The 16,633-nt window shown below is 71.5% G+C and carries 19 protein-coding genes, 12 tRNA genes and 1 pseudogene; 27 read left to right on the forward strand and 5 right to left on the reverse strand.

The genetic code is table 11. From position 1 onward, the window contains the following. Positions 1-89: 89 nt before the first annotated feature. From murC to AB0878_RS18100, 4 genes are all read left to right on the forward strand, one after another. Positions 90-1,475 carry a UDP-N-acetylmuramate--L-alanine ligase gene (gene murC / locus AB0878_RS18085; RefSeq protein WP_366581168.1) on the forward strand — a complete coding sequence of 462 codons (1,386 nt, stop codon included), beginning with the start codon at positions 90-92 and terminating at the stop codon, positions 1,473-1,475. A 68-nt stretch (positions 1,476-1,543) separates the two neighbouring features. Beyond that, positions 1,544-2,329, forward strand: a complete 786-nt coding sequence (locus AB0878_RS18090) for a nucleotidyltransferase domain-containing protein (protein WP_366581170.1) — start codon at positions 1,544-1,546, stop codon at positions 2,327-2,329. Between the two features lie 109 nt (positions 2,330-2,438). Then, a complete protein-coding gene (locus AB0878_RS18095) occupies positions 2,439-2,768 on the forward strand; it encodes a hypothetical protein (RefSeq protein ID WP_366581171.1) in 330 nt (109 codons plus the stop codon). Between the two features lie 20 nt (positions 2,769-2,788). Continuing rightward, a complete protein-coding gene (locus tag AB0878_RS18100; RefSeq protein ID WP_366581173.1) occupies positions 2,789-3,031 on the forward strand; it encodes a hypothetical protein in 243 nt (80 codons plus the stop codon). A 54-nt stretch (positions 3,032-3,085) separates the two neighbouring features. On the opposite strand, the gene AB0878_RS18105 is transcribed toward AB0878_RS18100, so the two are convergent. Genes AB0878_RS18105 through ligD (AB0878_RS18115) form a run of 3 tightly spaced genes read right to left on the reverse strand, consistent with a single transcriptional unit; the run spans position 3,086 to position 5,294 of the window. Beyond that, positions 3,086-3,454 (reverse strand): DUF5313 family protein, encoded by a 369-nt coding sequence (locus AB0878_RS18105; protein WP_285965810.1) that lies wholly within the window; start codon positions 3,452-3,454, stop codon positions 3,086-3,088. Positions 3,455-3,486: 32 nt separating this feature from the next. After that, complete coding sequence (ligD, locus tag AB0878_RS18110; protein WP_366581644.1) at positions 3,487-4,350, reverse strand: non-homologous end-joining DNA ligase; 864 nt, start codon at positions 4,348-4,350, stop codon at positions 3,487-3,489. After that, complete coding sequence (gene ligD, locus AB0878_RS18115; RefSeq protein ID WP_366581175.1) at positions 4,350-5,294, reverse strand: non-homologous end-joining DNA ligase; 945 nt, start codon at positions 5,292-5,294, stop codon at positions 4,350-4,352. The genes ligD (AB0878_RS18110) and ligD (AB0878_RS18115) overlap by 1 nt, the downstream gene beginning before the upstream one ends. A 211-nt stretch (positions 5,295-5,505) precedes the next feature. Between ligD (AB0878_RS18115) and AB0878_RS18120 the strand changes: the two genes are divergently transcribed. Genes AB0878_RS18120 through AB0878_RS18145 form a run of 6 tightly spaced genes read left to right on the forward strand, consistent with a single transcriptional unit; the run spans position 5,506 to position 11,092 of the window. Continuing rightward, positions 5,506-6,441 carry a dienelactone hydrolase family protein gene (locus AB0878_RS18120; RefSeq protein ID WP_366581177.1) on the forward strand — a complete coding sequence of 312 codons (936 nt, stop codon included), beginning with the start codon at positions 5,506-5,508 and terminating at the stop codon, positions 6,439-6,441. Next, the gene (locus tag AB0878_RS18125) at positions 6,426-7,214 is read left to right on the forward strand and encodes an ABC transporter ATP-binding protein (protein WP_366581178.1); all 789 of its coding nucleotides are present in this window, start codon (positions 6,426-6,428) and stop codon (positions 7,212-7,214) included. Before AB0878_RS18120 ends, AB0878_RS18125 begins: the two co-directional genes overlap by 16 nt. Beyond that, the gene (locus AB0878_RS18130; RefSeq protein WP_366581180.1) at positions 7,189-8,058 is read left to right on the forward strand and encodes an ABC transporter permease; all 870 of its coding nucleotides are present in this window, start codon (positions 7,189-7,191) and stop codon (positions 8,056-8,058) included. The genes AB0878_RS18125 and AB0878_RS18130 overlap by 26 nt, the downstream gene beginning before the upstream one ends. A gap of 42 nt (positions 8,059-8,100) precedes the next feature. Then, a complete protein-coding gene (locus tag AB0878_RS18135) occupies positions 8,101-9,198 on the forward strand; it encodes an ABC transporter substrate-binding protein (protein ID WP_366581181.1) in 1,098 nt (365 codons plus the stop codon). A gap of 40 nt (positions 9,199-9,238) precedes the next feature. Further along, positions 9,239-10,417: a CoA transferase gene (locus AB0878_RS18140; protein ID WP_366581183.1), complete on the forward strand. Its 1,179-nt coding sequence runs from the start codon at positions 9,239-9,241 to the stop codon at positions 10,415-10,417. Between the two features lie 57 nt (positions 10,418-10,474). Continuing rightward, complete coding sequence (locus AB0878_RS18145) at positions 10,475-11,092, forward strand: helix-turn-helix domain-containing protein (RefSeq protein WP_366581185.1); 618 nt, start codon at positions 10,475-10,477, stop codon at positions 11,090-11,092. A 78-nt stretch (positions 11,093-11,170) separates the two neighbouring features. Here the strand turns inward: AB0878_RS18145 and AB0878_RS18150 are convergent, their stop codons facing one another. Together AB0878_RS18150 and AB0878_RS18155 are read right to left on the reverse strand one after the other, a co-directional pair. Then, the gene (locus AB0878_RS18150; protein WP_366581187.1) at positions 11,171-11,866 is read right to left on the reverse strand and encodes a type 1 glutamine amidotransferase domain-containing protein; all 696 of its coding nucleotides are present in this window, start codon (positions 11,864-11,866) and stop codon (positions 11,171-11,173) included. Positions 11,867-11,964: 98 nt separating this feature from the next. Beyond that, entirely contained in the window at positions 11,965-13,023 is a 1,059-nt protein-coding gene (locus tag AB0878_RS18155; protein WP_366581189.1) for a nitronate monooxygenase, read from the reverse strand. A gap of 139 nt (positions 13,024-13,162) precedes the next feature. On the opposite strand from AB0878_RS18155, the pseudogene AB0878_RS18160 reads away from it, so the two are divergent. The 17 genes and pseudogenes from AB0878_RS18160 to AB0878_RS18240 all read left to right on the forward strand — a co-directional run. Continuing rightward, positions 13,163-13,282, forward strand: a pseudogene (locus tag AB0878_RS18160) (LysR family transcriptional regulator); the annotation flags it as partial. A gap of 103 nt (positions 13,283-13,385) precedes the next feature. Beyond that, a complete protein-coding gene (locus tag AB0878_RS18165) occupies positions 13,386-13,667 on the forward strand; it encodes a hypothetical protein (protein ID WP_366581650.1) in 282 nt (93 codons plus the stop codon). A 111-nt stretch (positions 13,668-13,778) separates the two neighbouring features. Further along, positions 13,779-13,949 carry a hypothetical protein gene (locus AB0878_RS18170; RefSeq protein WP_366581190.1) on the forward strand — a complete coding sequence of 57 codons (171 nt, stop codon included), beginning with the start codon at positions 13,779-13,781 and terminating at the stop codon, positions 13,947-13,949. Between the two features lie 185 nt (positions 13,950-14,134). Beyond that, positions 14,135-14,219 (forward strand) — tRNA-Tyr (locus AB0878_RS18175). A gap of 5 nt (positions 14,220-14,224) precedes the next feature. Then, positions 14,225-14,299 (forward strand) — tRNA-Glu (locus tag AB0878_RS18180). 1 nt (position 14,300) lies between these two features. After that, a tRNA-Arg gene (locus AB0878_RS18185) sits at positions 14,301-14,374 on the forward strand. A 13-nt stretch (positions 14,375-14,387) separates the two neighbouring features. Beyond that, positions 14,388-14,460 (forward strand) — tRNA-Asp (locus tag AB0878_RS18190). Positions 14,461-14,595: 135 nt separating this feature from the next. Then, positions 14,596-14,667 (forward strand) — tRNA-Glu (locus tag AB0878_RS18195). Between the two features lies 1 nt (position 14,668). Beyond that, positions 14,669-14,742, forward strand: a tRNA-Leu gene (locus tag AB0878_RS18200). Positions 14,743-14,785: 43 nt separating this feature from the next. Beyond that, positions 14,786-14,859, forward strand: a tRNA-Leu gene (locus tag AB0878_RS18205). A gap of 5 nt (positions 14,860-14,864) precedes the next feature. After that, positions 14,865-14,937: transfer RNA gene (locus AB0878_RS18210), tRNA-Gln, on the forward strand. Between the two features lie 10 nt (positions 14,938-14,947). After that, a tRNA-Gln gene (locus AB0878_RS18215) sits at positions 14,948-15,019 on the forward strand. Positions 15,020-15,037: 18 nt separating this feature from the next. After that, a tRNA-Ser gene (locus tag AB0878_RS18220) sits at positions 15,038-15,127 on the forward strand. 35 nt (positions 15,128-15,162) lie between these two features. Then, positions 15,163-15,252, forward strand: a tRNA-Ser gene (locus AB0878_RS18225). Between the two features lie 26 nt (positions 15,253-15,278). Beyond that, positions 15,279-15,350 (forward strand) — tRNA-Arg (locus AB0878_RS18230). Positions 15,351-15,568: 218 nt separating this feature from the next. After that, a complete protein-coding gene (locus AB0878_RS18235) occupies positions 15,569-16,015 on the forward strand; it encodes a hypothetical protein (protein WP_366581192.1) in 447 nt (148 codons plus the stop codon). Positions 16,016-16,040: 25 nt separating this feature from the next. Next, positions 16,041-16,625, forward strand: a complete 585-nt coding sequence (locus AB0878_RS18240; protein ID WP_366581194.1) for a uracil-DNA glycosylase family protein — start codon at positions 16,041-16,043, stop codon at positions 16,623-16,625. The last annotated feature ends 8 nt before the right edge of the window (positions 16,626-16,633 follow it).

The raw sequence follows: 16,633 nt of genomic DNA on the forward strand, positions 1-16,633 counted from the left end.
GCGACAGACAGCTCGCGGTCCGCGGACATGCCGGCCGCACCCTCGAACCCGGGGACAGGGAGTCCTCACCGGAAACAAGAGGGTGCGTGATGAACGAGCTGACCGTGCGGGACCTGGGCCACGTGTACCTGATCGGCATCGGCGGGGTGGGGATGTCGGGCCTCGCGGAGATCCTGCTGCGCCACGGGGTGCCGGTGAGCGGCAGCGAGGTGGGCGACCGGCCGGCCCTGGCTTTGCTGGAGGAGCTGGGCGCCACCGTGCACCGCCGGCACTCGCCCGGGCACCTCTGGAACGCCGACACCGTGGTGTACTCGACCGCGATTCCCGGCGACCACGTGGAGCTCATCGAGGCCCGCGACCGCGGGCTGCCGCTGCTGCACCGGTCCGAGGCCCTCGCGGCGGTATTGGCGGCGCGTCGCGCGATCGCGGTCGCGGGCACGCACGGCAAGACGACCACCACCGCGATGATCACGGTTGCGCTGCGCGCCGGCGGGGCCGACCCGTCGTACGTGATCGGCGGCGACGTCCGCACGCTGGGCTCCGGCGGCGTCGGCTCGGGCGAGTACTTCGTGGTCGAGGCCGACGAGAGCGACCGCTCGTTCTTCGCCTACACGCCCGAGGTCGCGGTGGTCACGAACATCGACTCCGATCACCTCGACACCTACGGCGACGTCGAGGGCCTGCAGCAGGCGTTCCTCGACTTCTGCCGCCGCGTTCGGCCCGGCGGCTTCGTGGTGACCAACGTCGACGACGAGCGGTGCCGCCGGCTCGCCGCGGCGCTGCGGGCGGAAGGCCGGACCGTGTACACCTACGGCGAGGCCAACGACGCCGACCTCATCGTGGTGGGGCTTTCCCCGGTGACCACGGGAATCCGCTACGACGCCGTGCTCGACGGTGCCCTCGTCGGCGCGGTGCACGTGCCGGTGGTGGGCAAGCACCTCGGCCTCAACTCCGCGGCCGCGCTGCTCGTCGCGCAGCGGCTGGGCCGCACCGGCGCGATCCCTGGGTTACGCCGGTTTCCGGGCGTGCGCAGGCGGTTCGAGCTCCGCGGGGTCGCGCGCGGCGTGCGAGTGTACGACGACTACGCGTGCCACCACACGTCGATGGCCGCGTCGCTCACGGCATTGCGGTCGGTCGCGCGGGAGCACCGGCTGGTCGTGGTGTGCCAGCCCAATCGCGCGTACCGCGTGCGGCAGTTCCTCGGCGAGATGGCCGAGTCGCTGAGCCTGGCGGACCAGGCGGTGGTGCTTCCGGTGTTCGGCCCCGGCGAGACCGTCGCGGCGGGGTTCGACGGCGAGGCGCTCACGGCCGCGATTCCGTTGCCGGAGAAGGACAAAGTGTACGCCGGGTCCGGCTCCGTGGCCTTGACCGAGGTGGTCCGGCGCGTTCAGCGGGGCGACGTCGTGGTGACCATCGGGTCGCCCGAGATGGCGACGCTCGCGGGCCGCATCGTCGAGGCGCTGCACGAGAGCTGAGCGCCTATTCGCGTGCCGGCCGGCGCGGTGGCGTGCTACTTTGCCCTGCTCCCAACGAAAGGAAGCTCATGACCGTTCCCGCGCCGCACCGCGAGTTCCTCGACGACGTACTGCCGAAGATCCGCCGCGACCCGCGCGTGGCCGGGGTGGCCGTCGGAGGCTCGATCGCCCACGGCGAGCCCGACGAATACTCCGATGTGGACATTGTTGTGGTCGTCGACGACGCGGCGTTCGAAGCGGTGCTGGCCGAGCGGTTCGCGTTGATCGGCTCGTGGGCCGACCTCGTCGCCGCCTTCACCGGCGAGCACGTCGGCGAACCGCGGCTGGTCATCACCCTGACCGGATCGCGCCTGCTGCACGTGGACTTCAAGTTCGTGCGCGTGGCGGACTTCGGCGAGCGGACGAGCGACCCGAAGATCCTGTGGGAACGCGACGGTGCGCTGACTCAGGCCCTCGCCGCCGCGCCGCTCGCCAAGGAGCCGCTGGACGAGCAGTGGCTCGAAGACCGCTTCTGGGTCTGGGTCCACTACGCGGCGACGAAACTCGGGCGCGGCGAACTGTTCGACGTCCTCGGGTTCCTGGCTTTCCTGCGCGAAACGGTGCTGGGGCCGCTGATCGCCGTGCGTGCCGGCCTTGCCCCTCGGGGCGTGCGCCGGCTGGAGTTCGTCGCCCCGGACGCGGCGCGCGAGCTGCAGGCCACCGTCTGCGGGTACGACGCGAAGGAGGCCGCGTCGGCGGTGCTGGCGAGCGTGGAGCTGTACCGGCGGTGGCGTGGCGCCGTCGAACGGCGTGCCCGGGCCGAGGAGCTCGCGGTGCGGTACCTCGCCGACGTCGTCGGAGCGGGTGGCCGGTAGCGGACACGCTCGGGAGGGCTCCCGCCGCCCGCGGCTACCGTCCCCGGTGCTCGACCGGAGGAGGGGTGCGTCGTGGGCGGGTGGCGGGGTCAGGACCGCGCGGTGGGTGATGGCCGTGCAGGCCGTGGCGTCGATCGGGATCTGGGTGGTGCAGCTGCTCACGGTGCTCGAACGGCTCGACCACGGCCAGGACGTGCCGGGTTCGGTGTGGCTCGTGCTCGTGCTGAACCCGGTCATCGCAGTGCTCGTCGCAGTCGCCGCGGCGTTCCTGCCGCGGCGCGAGTGGGCGGCGACGCTGGGGGTGGTCATGGAGGTGATCGGCGTGGTGAGCGCCGTGATCAGCGTGACCACCGGATACCCCCAGGCCGTGGTGGCGATCGTGCTGGCCCTCGCCGTGATCACGCTGATCGTCCGCCGCCGGCAGCCCGCCGTCGTCTGAGCCCGGGAAGGGGTTCCGCCGTGTCACGCTCGCGTCTGGCCGTCGCGGCCGCCTCCGTCGTCCTGCTCGCCACCGGCTGCGCCGGGCCGCCGCCGCCCGAGCAGTGCGACGGGCTCATGTGCGAGACCGTCGGCTACTGGCCCAGCACCGAAACGCAGATCGAAAACGGTTTCGTCGCCGTGCTCAGCGCCCTCGGCATCGTCCCCATCGTGCCCCGCAGCGCCAACGGCCCGGCGCGGCGCACCGTCACCATCGGCGGGTAGCTGCTGTTCCCGGAGAGGGCCCGGTCGGGGTGTCGTGACAGGGTCGTGCCCCGGTCAGGGCCAGGTGGCGGCCCCGCCTCGGCGTTTGCGGACTGCTTTGCCGGTGCCCGGCGGGTAGCCGTGCTTGGCCAGGCGCACTTCGGCGAGCTCGTCGGCGCTGCCGAGGGTGAGGAACAGGCCCAGGACCAGGGCCATGAGCAGTCCGAGAAGCACCAGCCCCGCGGGCAGCGGCGTGAGGAACACCAGCAGGAGGAACGCGGCGGTGAGCCACGGCAGCGCCTCGAAGAACACGCGGAGCGCGAACCGCAGCACCCACGTCCGGGCGGTCGCGTCGTGCAGCACCCACGGGCGGTACTCATCGGGCAGCCGAGCGCCGTAGACGTAGCGCAGCCACCGGATCGGACCTGGTCGTGGGGTCACCATAGTCACTCCAGTGTGCGCTTCCCGCCATCGTTTCACTCCAGCGAAGCCAGCGCCGCCTCCGCCGAGCCCGCGTGCTTCGCCAGGTCTCGCCACGGGTCGGCCTTGCGCGCCAGGCGTTGCTTCTGCTTCGCGGGCGGCCAGCCGTCCGGGTCCGCCTTGCCGAGCTCGCGCCAGTCGAGCGGCGTCGCGGCTGCCGCGCCGGGGCGGGCGCGCAGGGAGTACGGCGCGATGAACGTCTGGGCGTAGCCGTTGCGGTTGGCGTCGAGGAAGATCCGGTCGCCGCGGCTGTCCTTGCGCTGCGCCGTGGTGAGGTGGTCCGGGTCCTCGTCGGCCACGCGGTCGGCGAGCGTGCGGGCGAGGTCCAGCACGACGTCGGTGTCGGAGCGGGCGTCGAGCGGGGCGAGCACGTGGAAGCCGCGCCCGCCGGTCGCCTGCACGAAGGCGGTGAGGCCGGCTTTCTCGTAGTGGCCGCGGATCTTGCGCGCCACCTCGCGCAGGCGGGCCACCGGCGTGCCGTCCGGCGGGTCGAGGTCGAGCACGAGCCGGTCCGGCTGCCCGGGACTGTCCACGGTGGACAGCCACACGTGGAACTCCACCGTCCCCTGGCCGGCGAGGTAGACGAGGGCGTCGGTGTCGTCGCAGACCACGTACTCGTCCGTGCCCCCGCCGCGCCGCGGCACGCGTTCCACGCGCAGCCACTCCGGGAAGTGCTCGCCGGGGTGCTTCTGGAACCAGCCCTGGCCGTCGATGCCGTCGGGGAAGCGGCGCAACGTCAGCGGGCGTCCGCGCAGGTGCGGCACCATCACGCCGGCCACCGCACGGTAGTGCTCGACGACGTCACCCTTGGTGAGCCCGTCCGCGGGATAGAACACCTTGTCGGGATGGGAAACTTCGATCACGGCTTCTCCCGCACCACGTCGGCCGGCTTCTTGTCGTCGCGCAGGCCCAGGAACCGCGGGTGCCGCAGCCGCCCGTCGCGGGTCCACTCCGAGAACCCGATCTGCGCCACGAGCTCCGGCCGCACCCAGTGCGTCGCCTGCTCGCGCACGGCATCGGCGAACGGCGAACGGGTTGTCTCGCGCTTCGTCAGCTGGTCGTGCAGCGACGCCAGCAGCTTCTCGCCGAACCCGGTGCCGACCTTGCCGGCGTACCGCAGCTCGTCGCCTTCGTAGTAGCCCAGCAGCAACGCGCCGAAGCCGTGCCGCGCGCCCTGCGGGTCGGTGAACCCGGCGACCACGAGCTCCTGGCCCTGGGCGCACTTGAACTTCAGCCAGTCCGCCGACCGTCCCGAGTGGTACGGCGCGTCGGCCCGCTTCGCGATCACGCCCTCCCAACCGCGCCGGCAGGCCTCCTCGAAGAACTTCTCCCCGTCGGCGTCCCGGTGCGCCGACAACCGCAGCGGATCCGCGAACTCGAACGCGTCCTTCAGCAGGGCCTTGCGTTCGCGCAGCGGCAACGGCGTGGCGTCGTGGCCGTCGAAGTGCAGCAGGTCGAACAGGTAGTAGTACACGCGCACCCCGGTCGCCCGCGCCCGCGCCGGATCCGTGAGGTGGATCCGCGGCTGCAACGCGGCGAAGCTGGTGTTGTCGCCGTCGAACGCGACGATCTCGCCGTCCGCCACGAACCGCGGGCCGCCTTGGCGGTCGAGCGCCTCGACGAGCTCCGGGTAGGCGTTGTCCATGACCTTGTGGTTGCGCGAGTAGAGCGTGGGCGTACCGCCGTCGCGCACGCAGATCGCGCGGACGCCGTCGAGCTTGCGCTCGAACATCCAGCCCGCGTCGGAGAACCGGCGGTCGGTCAACGTCGCGAGGGTCGGTTCCCGCCAGCCTGGCGTGGTCATCGTGTAGTCCTTTCGACACCTCGCTTCGGAGTGCCCGGCCCACGGTCGTTCGAAACTCCAGCTCAGCGCGCTGCGGAACCGGCCCGCGGGGGTCCCGGTGCCTGCTTCGCAGCCACGGAGAGTGCTCGCGTCCGGTCACTTGCGCGACGAGTCTTGTCAACGCCGACTAACTAGCATTACGTTACTAACAAGTCGCTAGTTAGGAGCCAGCGTGGGCTGCAACGAGCACGCGGACCCCCGGTGGGCCCGGCCGGGCCGCAACAGGGTCGTCACGAGCGAAGTCGACGAATGGGCGACCGCCGACGGGCAGCGGGTCGCCGTTTTCGCGCAAGAACCGGACCGTGCCGGGGAAAAGCCGGTTGTCGTCCTGTGCCACGGGCTGGGCGGGAGCCACCGCGGCTACGCGGGCCTCGGTCACCACCTCGCGTCCCACGGCTACGCGGTGCTGCACCCGCAGTTCCGCGACGCCTTCGATCTCGCCGGACCGGAGCTCGGACTGTCCGGTGTGGACGAGCGGACCTGGGCAGCGGATCCCGTGGCCAGGCAGCGGATGCACGCGCTGCTGTTCGACCCGGAACACTGGCTGTCCCGGGTCGACCGGGTGCACGCGGTGCTCGACGCGCTCGCCGCCAGGCCGAACCTGAACCCCGACGGCGTCCTGCTCGCCGGGCACTCCTTCGGCGCCTACACCGCCCAGCTCCTCCTGGGCACGCGCCTGACCGGCTACGGGACCTTCGCTCACCCGGCCGTCGCGGGCGGAATCCTGTTGTCACCACAGGGAAGCGGCGACCGTGGGCTCACCCCGAGCTCCTGGCAGGACGTCGAGCTGCCCCTGCTGGTCGTCACCGGCACGCGCGACTTCGGCGCTCGCGGCGAGGGCGTCGAATGGCGCCGCGAGCCGTACGACCGGGCGCGCTCGCGGGTCAAGCACCTCGCCGTGGTCCACGACGGCGACCACCAGCTCGGTGGAATCCCGCGCCACGAAACCGAGAACAGCCCGACCGCGGCCGCGATCTGCGCGGTGGCCACGGCGTTCGCCGACCGCGTGCACGGCGACCGGGCCGCGGGGGAGTGGCTCGCGACCGCGCCCTTCGCGACGATCCTCGACCACACCCACCAGGAGGAGGCCGCATGTCCGACGTCGTGATCAGCGCGACGGGCGTCGAGCGGACGTTCGTTTCCCGCGGCCACGCGGTCCACGCGCTGGGCCCCGTCGACTTGACCGTCGAAAGAGGACAGTTCGTCGCGATCGTCGGCCCGTCCGGCTGCGGGAAGTCGACGTTGCTGCGGATCGTCGCGGGGCTGGCCGCACCCTCGGCCGGCGAGATCGTGATCGACCGCGCCGACGCGGACTCGCCGCTGTGCTCCATGGTCTTCCAGGACTACGGCATCTTCCCTTGGAAGACCGTGCTCGCCAATGTACGGCTCCCGCTCGACATCGCCGGCGTCGCACGGGCGAGGGCCAACGAGGTCGCCCGCGACTGGATCGAACGCGCCGGTGTGTCCGGCTTCGAGTCCGCTTACCCGGCCACGCTGTCCGGCGGCATGCGCCAGCGCGTCGCCCTGGCCCGGGCGTTCGTGGCCAACCCCGAGATCCTCCTGATGGACGAGCCGTTCGCCGCCCTCGACGCGCAGCTGCGCCTCGTGCTGCAGCAAGAGCTGCTGCGGGTGTGGGAGGCGCACCGGCGCACGATCCTGTTCGTCACCCACGCCATCGACGAGGCGCTGCTGCTGGCCGACCGCGTCGTCGTCATGTCCTCGCGGCCCGGGCGCATCCTCGACGACATGGAGGTCCCGTTCGCCCGGCCGCGCACCCGCGCCGCGCGTTCGGCGGCCGAGTTCGGCGCTCTCGAAGACCACATCTGGCGGCTCCTGAAAGGTGAGGTGGAAGAACGTGAGCACGCTCATGACGTCGCATGACCGGCTCGGCGGTCGCGAGCTCGTCCGGCGCACGCCCGGCCCCGCCGAGCTGGCGCCCCAGCGGCACGCCCGGCGCCGCCGCGGCGTGACCCTCACCCTGGCCTGGGCGACCCCGGTGCTGATCATCGTGGTCTGGGAGCTCACCGCGCAGTTCGGCATCCTCGACACCCGGTTCTTCCCGGCCCCCAGCGTGATCTGGCAGGCGGGCGTCAAGTCCATTCAGGACGGGGTGATGACCGACGCCATCGTCGACACCGTGCGCAAGCTCGTGATCGGCTACGGGATCGGCGTCGTGGCCGGCGTGGCGCTCGGCGTCCTGCTAGGACTGTCGTGGATCGTCCGGGCGGCACTGGAACACACATTGGTCGCGCTGTACACGCTGCCGAAGCTCGCGCTGTTCCCCGTGTTCCTGCTCGTGTTCGGTCTCGGTGGGCTGCCGCAGATCGTGCTGGTCGGCGTGTCGGTGTTCTTCATCGTGGTGCTCGCCTCGACCACCGCGGTCCTGTCGGTCGAGCAGGGCTACCGTGACGCGGCCGAAGTGCTCGGCGCCAAGCGCACCCAGCTGCTGCGCCACGTCATCCTCCCGGCCGCGCTGCCCGCCATCGCGACCTCGATCCGGCTGACCGCGGGCATCGCCATCCTCGTGATCGTCGGCATCGAGATGGTCTCGGGCGACAGCGGCCTCGGCTACCTGATCTTCCAGCGCTCCCAGGTGTTCGACCCCGCGACGATGTACGCCGGCGTGATCATCGCCGGGGTGATCGGCGTGGCCTTCACCGGCCTCGTCACCCTCGCGCTGAAGTTCGCCGTCCCCCAGCAGCGGCCGCGCCTGCGCCGGTCCTGAGCCCCTCGTCTCCCCAACCCCCCTTTTTTCCTCAGGAGAGCCATGTCCAGAACCACCCGGGCGCTCTGCGCCACCGCCGTCGCGGCCGGCCTGGTGTTCGCGAGCGCGTGTGCCCCGTCGTCGCAGCAGAACCAGGCCACCGACGCCCGGCAGGTGTCCGTGCTGCCGGCCGGCGTGAGCCTGTCGGGCAAGGCGGGCACGCCCGCGCCCAAACCGCTGGCACAGCGCACCTCGCTCAAGGTCGGCATCCCGTCCAAACTGGAGCTCGAAGCACCGGCGCTGCTCGCCCAGGTCTACGGCGAGTTCGGCAAGGAGAACCTCGACGTCACCTTCGTCACCGACACGGTGCCGAACCTGCTCACGTTGCTGGGGCAGGACAAGATCGACCTCGTCTACGCGGGCGCGCAGGCCCTGGTGTTCAACGCGCTGCGCCACGGCGTGCCGATCCGCTGGGTCTCCGGCGTCGCTTCGTCCTCTCCGGACAGTGGTGTCTACATGAGCACCAAGTACGGCAGCAAGGCGAGCGACTTCAACCCGGCGTCGCTGAAGGGCAAGAACATCGGCGTCAACCCCGGTGGGCTGGCCGCTCCGTCGGAGTACGGGCTGTACGACCTGATCACCAAGGGCGGCCTCAAGCCCGACGACGTGCGGATGACACCGTTCAGCGACATCGCCGCGATGGTGCAGGCGCTCAACAACGGGTCGATCGACGGCGCCACCCTCGGCCCGCCGTTCACCGCGAGCATCAAGCCGGGCACCGCGTTCAACGCCGAAGGCGGGTACCCGGACAGCATGCAGATCGCCGGCTACTTCGCGACCACCGCGCTGCTGGGCGAACACCGCGGCGCGGGCGTCGCGTTCTTCCGCGCGGTGGAGCGGACGGTGAACACGCACCTGTCCGGTGACTACCACCAGGACACCGACGTGATGACCAAGATGGCCCAGCAGCTCGGCACGACCGTCGAGACGCTGCGGGTCGCGCCGTCGGTGCCGTTCGACTTCAACGTGCCCGCCGAATCGGTGGCGAGCCTGCAGAAGATGTACCAGGCGGTGCCGAACACGCTGCAGATCGACTCCCCGGTGAAGCCCGAAGAGCTGATCGACCTGTCGCTCGTGATCGACGCGGCGCAAGGCAAGTGAACCCCCGCATCCCGACGCGAGCACGGAGGACAACCACACGATGAGCGACGCGCTGGCCGGTGTCCGGGTCCTCGACGCCGCGACCGTCCTCGCCGGACCGGTCTCGGCGACGATCCTGGGCGACTTCGGCGCCGAGGTGGTCAAGATCGAAGACCCGAAGGTCGGCGACTTCACGCGCAGCGGCGGGCGGTCGCCGGGCTGGCTGCAGGAGGGGCGCAACAAGAAGTCCGTGGCGCTCGACCTGCGCACGTCCGAAGGCCAGGCCGTGTTCCACCGCCTGGTGCCGCACTTCGACGTGGTGGTCACGAACTTCCGGCCGCCGACGCTCGAGCGCTACCGCATGCTGCCCGAGCACCTTCAGCCCCTCAACCCGCGGGCGATCCTGTTGTACCTCACCGGGTTCGGCCTCACGGGGCCGTACCGCGACCGCGGCGCGTTCGACCGGATCGCGAGTGCCTACAGTGGACTGACCTACGCCACGGGCGAGCCGGAGCGGCCGCCGGTGCGCAGCGGGTACTCGGTGATCGACTACATGAGCGCCTACCTCGCGGCGTTCTCCGTGGTGTCCGCGCTGTACCACCGCGACCTCGGCTCGGGCTCGGGCCAGGTCATCGACCTGGCGCTGTACGAGGCCGCGTTGCGGTCCAGTGAGGACTCGGTGACCGCCTACGGCCTCGACCGCCAGGTCCGGGAACGGCTGGGCAACAAGAACCCGGCCATCGTGCCGGCGTCGGACTTCGTGACGTCCGACGACCGCCGGGTGTCGCTGCACGCGGGCACCGACTCGCTGTTCCGGCGCCTGTCCGCGGTGATGAACCGGCCCGGGCTGGCCGACGATCCGCGCTTCGCCGACCGCCCCGCCCGGATCCGCCACCAGGACGAGCTCTACCCGCTGATCAGCGAGTGGGTTTCGCGGCTGACCGCCGACGAGGTGGTGAAGCTGCTGAGCGACGCCGACATCCCGGCGTCCCCGATCATGAGCGTCGCCGACCTCATGAACGACCCGCACTGCCGGGCCCGCGGCTCCGTGATCACCGTGGACGACGCGGAGTTCGGTGAGGTGCCGATGGTCGCGCCGCTGCCGCACCTGAGCGCGACGCCCGGCAGTGTCCGCTGGGCCGGCACGACGTTGGGCGCGCACACCGACGAGGTGCTCGGCGGGCTGCTGGGCCTGTCCACCGCGGAGCTCGACGCGTTGCGGGACCGGGGTGTGGTGTGAGCGATCACTAGACTGCGAGGCCGGAGGCAGGTGAGAAGAGTGCACAGGGGAGATGACGTGAACGACACCGCCGGGCAGGCGTCGAACCGGCGCGGGCGCGACCGGGCCCGCACCGAGGCCGACCTCCTCCAGGCGACGTTCGACCTCCTCCAGCGCGACGGGATCTTCGCCGGGCTGAACCTGCAGGAGGTCGCCGACCGCTCGGGGGTGAACCGAGGCCAGATCTACCAGTACTTCGGCGACCGGCGCTCCCTGCTGAGGGCGGCCGTGGCCCACCGCGCCCGCGAATGGGCGGCCGGTGCGAAACGGCACTGGGAGGCGTCGTTCCTCGGCCGCCGCAAGGCGATGTTCCGCAGCGCGCTAGCCAACCCGGCGCCCACGCTGGTCGAGGCCCTGCTTGCGATCGACGGCGACCCGGACTACCACGCCCTGCCCGAGATCGAGAAGACCCGAGCCGCCCTCGAACGCGACCAGGCCACCGGTGCCCTGCCCGCCGACGCCGACGCGATCGCGATGCACGTGTTCATGGTCGCGGCCTACAAGGGCTACCTCATCTTCCGCGAAGCGCTCGCGCGTGACGTCGGCGTGCCGGTCGAGGAGCTCGACGCCCGCGTGCTGGCCGTGCACGACCAGGCGGCCGCAGCGATGACCGAGGACGACGCGCGGGACCGGTGAGTTTCACGGCGGCAGGGACTGCCGATCGCACGGTCGCCGGCGGAGCCGCGTGTCCGCGCACCCCGCCGGCGATCATGTCTACTTCAGAGCGTTGAGGAGTTCCTGCGCCAGCGGTGCGGCCGAGGCCGGGTTCTGTCCCGTGTAGAGGGTCCGGTCGACGACCGTGTACGGCTGCCAGTCCGGCCCGCGCTCGAACGCGACGCCGAGCTTGCCCAGCTCGTCCTCCAGCAGCCACTTGGCCTTCGGGCCGAGGCCGACCGCGTTCTCCTCGTCGTTGGTGAACCCGGTGACGCGGTAGCCGGCGAACGGCGACTCGCCGCGCCCGTCGCGCGTCGCCAGCAGTGCGGCGGGCGCGTGGCACACCACGGCGAGCGGCTTGCCCGAGGCGAGGGCGGCGTTGAGCAGAGCGCCGGAGTCGGCGTCGTGGGAGAGGTCCTCCATCGGGCCGTGGCCGCCGGGGTAGTAGACGGCGTCGTAGTCCGGCAGGTGCACGTCCGCGAGCACGATCGGCTCACGCAGCTCGCCCGCGGACTCGATGACCTGCGCGAGCTTCGCGGCCTCCTCCTCGCCGCCGGCCATGTCCGGGTTCAGGCTGCCCTGGTCGACGGCCGGCACCACACCGCCCGGGGTCGCCACCACGATCGTGTGGCCCGCGTCCTTGAGCGCGGTGTACGGGGCGGCGAACTCCTCGGCCCAGTACCCGGTCGGGTGCCGGGTGCCGTCGCTGAGCGTCCAGTGGTCGGCGCCCGTTATGACGAACAGGACTCGTGCCATGGTTCTCGTTCTCCTCCGGTCGATGACGGATTGCCCGCGTGGGGTACCCGTTCCGGCGGCCGCCGACCTGTCGCCGATCTCACCCGTCCGGTTGAGGGCTAGAGCCGATGCGACAGCCGCGTGAGGATGTCGGCGGCGGGTTCGGCGGTGGCGTGCCGGTAGCCGGTGCCGGCCCACAGGTGCACGCGCTCGGCGTCGCCGGCCTGCACGGCCGCCTTGCGCAGCCCACTGGTCAGGTGGTGCAGGGCCGGGTACCCGGCGGGGGCCTCGGCCGAGTGGTCGTCGGTGAACGCGTTGCGCAGCCCGCGCGCGGGGCGGCCGGTGAACGCGCGCGTGACGACCGTCTCCCGGCGGGCCGGATCGGCCAGCGCTTCGCGGTGGGGCTTCGACGCGCCGCTCTCGTCGGACCGCAGCAGCACGGTGCCGACGGCCACGGCGGTGGCACCGGCGGTCAGCGCTTCGGCCACGGCCTCGGGGGTGGCGAGCCCGCCGGCGCCGACCAGCGGCAGCGACACGGCGGCGCGGATCTCGCCGAGGAGCTGCGGCAGCGGCACCGCCGGCGGGACGCGGCCGGGCTTGAGCGTGCCCGAGTGCCCACCCGCGGCGGCGGCCTGCACGAACAGGAGATCCGCACCGGCGTCGGCGGCCAGCCGGGCTTCGTCGGCCGAGGTCACGGTCTGCGCGACGACCGTGCCGGCGCGGCGCAGCCGGGCGAAGACCGACGCGTCCGGCAGGCCGAAGGTGAAGCTGACCAGCGGGACGGGGCCGGCCAGCAGGAGGTCGAGCTTGGCCTGCCAGTGGTCGTCGTCCTCGGTGATCGCCTGCGGGAGGTCGACGCCGTAGCGGTCGGCGTCGGCCCGCAGCGCGCCGGCGTAGCGGCGGTAGGCGTCCGGGTCGACGGGCACCGGGTTGGGCGCGAACAGGTTGACCCCGAACGGGATGCCCAGCGCGCGGACCTGGGTGATCTGCTCGGCGAGCGCTTCGGCCGTCTTGTACCCGCCGGCGACGAAGCCGAGGCCCCCGGCGCTCGCCGCCGCGGCCACCAGGGCGGGCGTGGTGCCCCCGCCCGCCATCGGCGCCGCCAGGACCGGTGAGGTCACCCCGAGACCGGACAGCGAGCTGTGCATGTCGAACGCCTTCTTTCTTCGCCGGGTCAACCCTTCGCCTCCACGCTAGGCACCCGCGGCCGCGTTGGGAAATACGCGTCGGGGCGCCGCTCCGCGGGCGTGGCCGAGGGCACAGCGGCGGGCCTCGGCGGTGGCACGGCCGGCGTTGCTGCCGGGTACGAACGGGCCGGTGCAGTCCACGTACGCCGCCCAGGAGCTCGTCATCAAGCGGCCCGCGCTCAGCCGGACCGTGCTCCGGCTCGAGGAGCTGCTGCGCGTGAGACTGCGGGACCGCTCGTCGCGGCAGGTGGAGCTGACGGACGTGAGCCGGGGGTTTCTGGGCCACGTCCTGGGGAGGTGCTGGGGAACTCGACCGCCGTTCAACTGGCTGCCGCCCGCGGGCGCAGGAGACCGTGACGCGGTTCGAACGCGCCACCGGCAGCTCGGTCGACCTCGTGCGCATCGACGACCCGCTCGCGGCTGTGCCTCAGGAGAATGTGGACGTCGCGCTCGCGCGCGGGTCCGTGCGTTCACTGCGGCTGCAGGGCGTGCACTTCTTCGCGGAGGACAGGGCGGCCGTGTTCGCGGAGACGTCCCGCTCGCCGGTGCGCCGCGTATTCCGGTCGCGGCCGGCGTTCCTGCCGGGTACGAACGGGCCGGTGCCACGGCGGTTCTCGGAAGTGGCGCTCGGGTGAGGAAATCGGCTCGATAATAAAGATTGACACCCGGGTGTGGGTTCGCGATTATGTAATGGAGCTGAACGCAAGAGCTCATCGAACCGGCACAGAAACTCAGAAGGAGTCGTCGTGGCGAGCATGGAGAAGCGAGGGTCGCAGCGCCGCTATCTCGGCGATCTGCGCGATGCGCTGCGCTCGTCGGATGCGCTGTCATCGATGCCGCGCCGGCCGCAAGAGCGGCTCAGTGGCTCGATGCTGCCTGAAGAGCAGCTGCTGAGCACCGGGGGCTCCCCACCGTGACGTGAGTGACGTCATGACCGGGAGCCGCCCATCGGGAAACCGATTCGGGCGGCTTTCTCTATTTCGGGCACCCGAAAAATGGTGCGAAATCTATTTGTTGGATGTGCTGCGCCCATTTCTTCGGCGCTTGGTCTTTGTCAACTACACAGCGGAGCAGAAACACGCTCGCCGGCCGCGGCGAGCACGGTGGGGCTGGGCACAGGTGAGCCCACCCGGCTGTAACCCGGACGCCCTTCGGCGGCTTTGACGGTTCGACTCCGTCCCCCACCACGCGAGGCCGATGCGACTGCTGGCTAGGTCACCGCCCCTTCAAGGCGGGGGACCGGGATCGATACCCGGATCGGCTGCCACACCCCTGTAGCTCAGCTGGACAGAGCGCCGGATTACGGATCCGGAGGTCCCAGGTTCGAGTCCTGGTAGGGGTACGCAGGTTTTCAGGCTCACGTGGCCCAGTGGCGAGGGCAGCTCCTTGTCGAGGAGACGATCGCGGGTTCGAGTCCCGTCGTGAGCGCGGGTCCGGCACTCGAGGGGGGTGCCCGGCCGACGAGTGCGAGGGAGACGGGAACCCATCCGCTTCGGGAGCGGAAGACACCGCGTTCGACTCGCGGGCACTCGACTGAGCCCGGTGTGAAGACGTCACCGGCACGGCGCGTTGGTCCAGCGGAACGGACACCGGCCCCTCAAGCCGAAGACGCGGGTTCGACTCCCGCACGCGCTACGCGGTTGTAGCCCAACTGGCAGAGGCACCTGGCTGAGGGCCAGGCCAGTCGGGGTTCGAATCCCCGCAACCGCACGCAGCTCCACCGAAGACGGGTCCCCGCGCGAGGGGACCCCGCGCCCTCGTAGCCCAACCGGCAGAGGCACCGGACCCAGGCTCCGGACAGTCCAGGTTCGACTCCTGGCGAGGGCACGCTTTCCCGGGTGGTGTATCCGGTGAACACGGCGGATTTTGGTTCCGCAGAGCCAGGTTCGAGTCCTGGCCCGGGAGCGCTGCGCGATGCCCGTTCGTCCAACCGGCAGGACTTCGGACCCTGGATCCGGCAACCGAGGTTCGAATCCTCGACGGGCAGCTTCACGCGGCAAGACGAGGAGGGCTGGCCGAGTGGCAAGGCACCGGATTGCTAATCCGTGGTCCGGGACTCGACGTCCCGGCGCGCGTTCGATCCGCGCGCCCTCCGCGCACGACGGCGGCACGAGAGTGCCGCCGGGCCAAGGAGGATTGGCCGAGTGGTAAGGCAGCCGTTTCGAAAACGGTGGTCGGGTGTGCTGAGCACCCGCGTGGGTTCGACTCCTGCATCCTCCGCACCTCGCCGGCGTGTACCCGGCGAAGCCCTCGTGGTCCAACGGACACGACTCCGGCGTCCGAAGCCGGGAACGCAGGTTCGACTCCTGCCGGGGGCACCGCGGCACACCGCGACGCGCGGGGCCCAGTGGCCGGCCGGGGCTCATATCCCCGGATCGCCTGGATCGACACCAGGACGCGCGACCCGACTCTGCTCCGCTGGTAGTTGCCGGGCACACCACCGTCGGGCGCATGCATGCCCTGCACACCTGCGGGTTCCTCGCGCTCCCGGCCTCGCTACGATCCCGCGATCGCCACACCGAGGGGGGACTCGCCAATGCCGGAACTGCTGGGCGCGATCGACAGCGGCATCACGGTCGAGTACGGCCAGTTCGTGCTGCAGGAGATCTCGATGAACCGCAGCGCGCTGTCCGTCGGGGACCCGAGCGGTGACTGGCTCGTCGTGGGCGGGGCCGGGGGACTGCTGCTGCACAGCGCCGGGAACGACCACAACCCGGCCGTGCGGGTGGAGCTGTGGGACACCGAGCCGCCGGCGGCGCACGGAGAGTGGGACCGGGTGGTCACGGTCGCGTGCGACCTGGGCGAGGGGGTGCGCCTGCAGTCCGTCACCGCGGCGATGTCGCCCGACGTTCTCGCGCTCGCCCGGTCCGGCCCGCACCACGCCCGCGTGCACGGGGGCGGCCGCGCCGCGACGGCGGAGCTGGGCGAAGGGACGTTCGCCCGGGGGGCCGAGCGCTGGCTGATCCAGCTCTGGCCCGCGTGAGGGGCCCGGATATTCTCGCCGGACCATGACGAACCTCGACCGGATCCGCGCCGACCTCATCGCCGACCCCGACAACGCGTGGGCGAAGGAAGCCGGCTACGAGCCCCTCTACACCGCGGAGCCGTCGGCGAAGGTGGCGCTCATCGGCCAGGCGCCGGGGCGGAAGGCGCAGGAGAGCGGCGTCCCCTGGAACGACGCCAGCGGCGTGAAGCTGCGCGGCTGGCTCGGGGTGACCGACGGGGAGTTCTACGACCCCGCGCTGTTCGCGATCGTGCCGATGGACTTCTTCTACCCCGGCAAAGCGGCCTCCGGTGACGCGCCGCCGCGGCGCGGGATCGCGGAGAAGTGGCATCCGCGGATTTTCACCGAGCTGCCCGAGATCCGGCTGACGGTGCTCGTCGGCAGCTACGCGCAGAAGCACTACCTGCACGCCGGGCGCTCGCGGAGCCTCACGGAGACCGTGCGGTCGTTCCGGGACTACCTGCCGTCGACGATCCCGCTGGTGCACCCGTCGCCGCTGAACGTGGGGTGGCACCTGCGGAACCCGTGGTTCGAGCAGGAGGTCGTGCCGGAGCTGCGGATGCTGGTGGCGGCCGCGCTCAAGCCCTGAGTGGACGC

Origin of the sequence: Amycolatopsis sp. NPDC047767 (genome assembly GCF_040704195.1) — a bacterium.
Lineage (GTDB): Bacteria > Actinomycetota > Actinomycetes > Mycobacteriales > Pseudonocardiaceae > Amycolatopsis.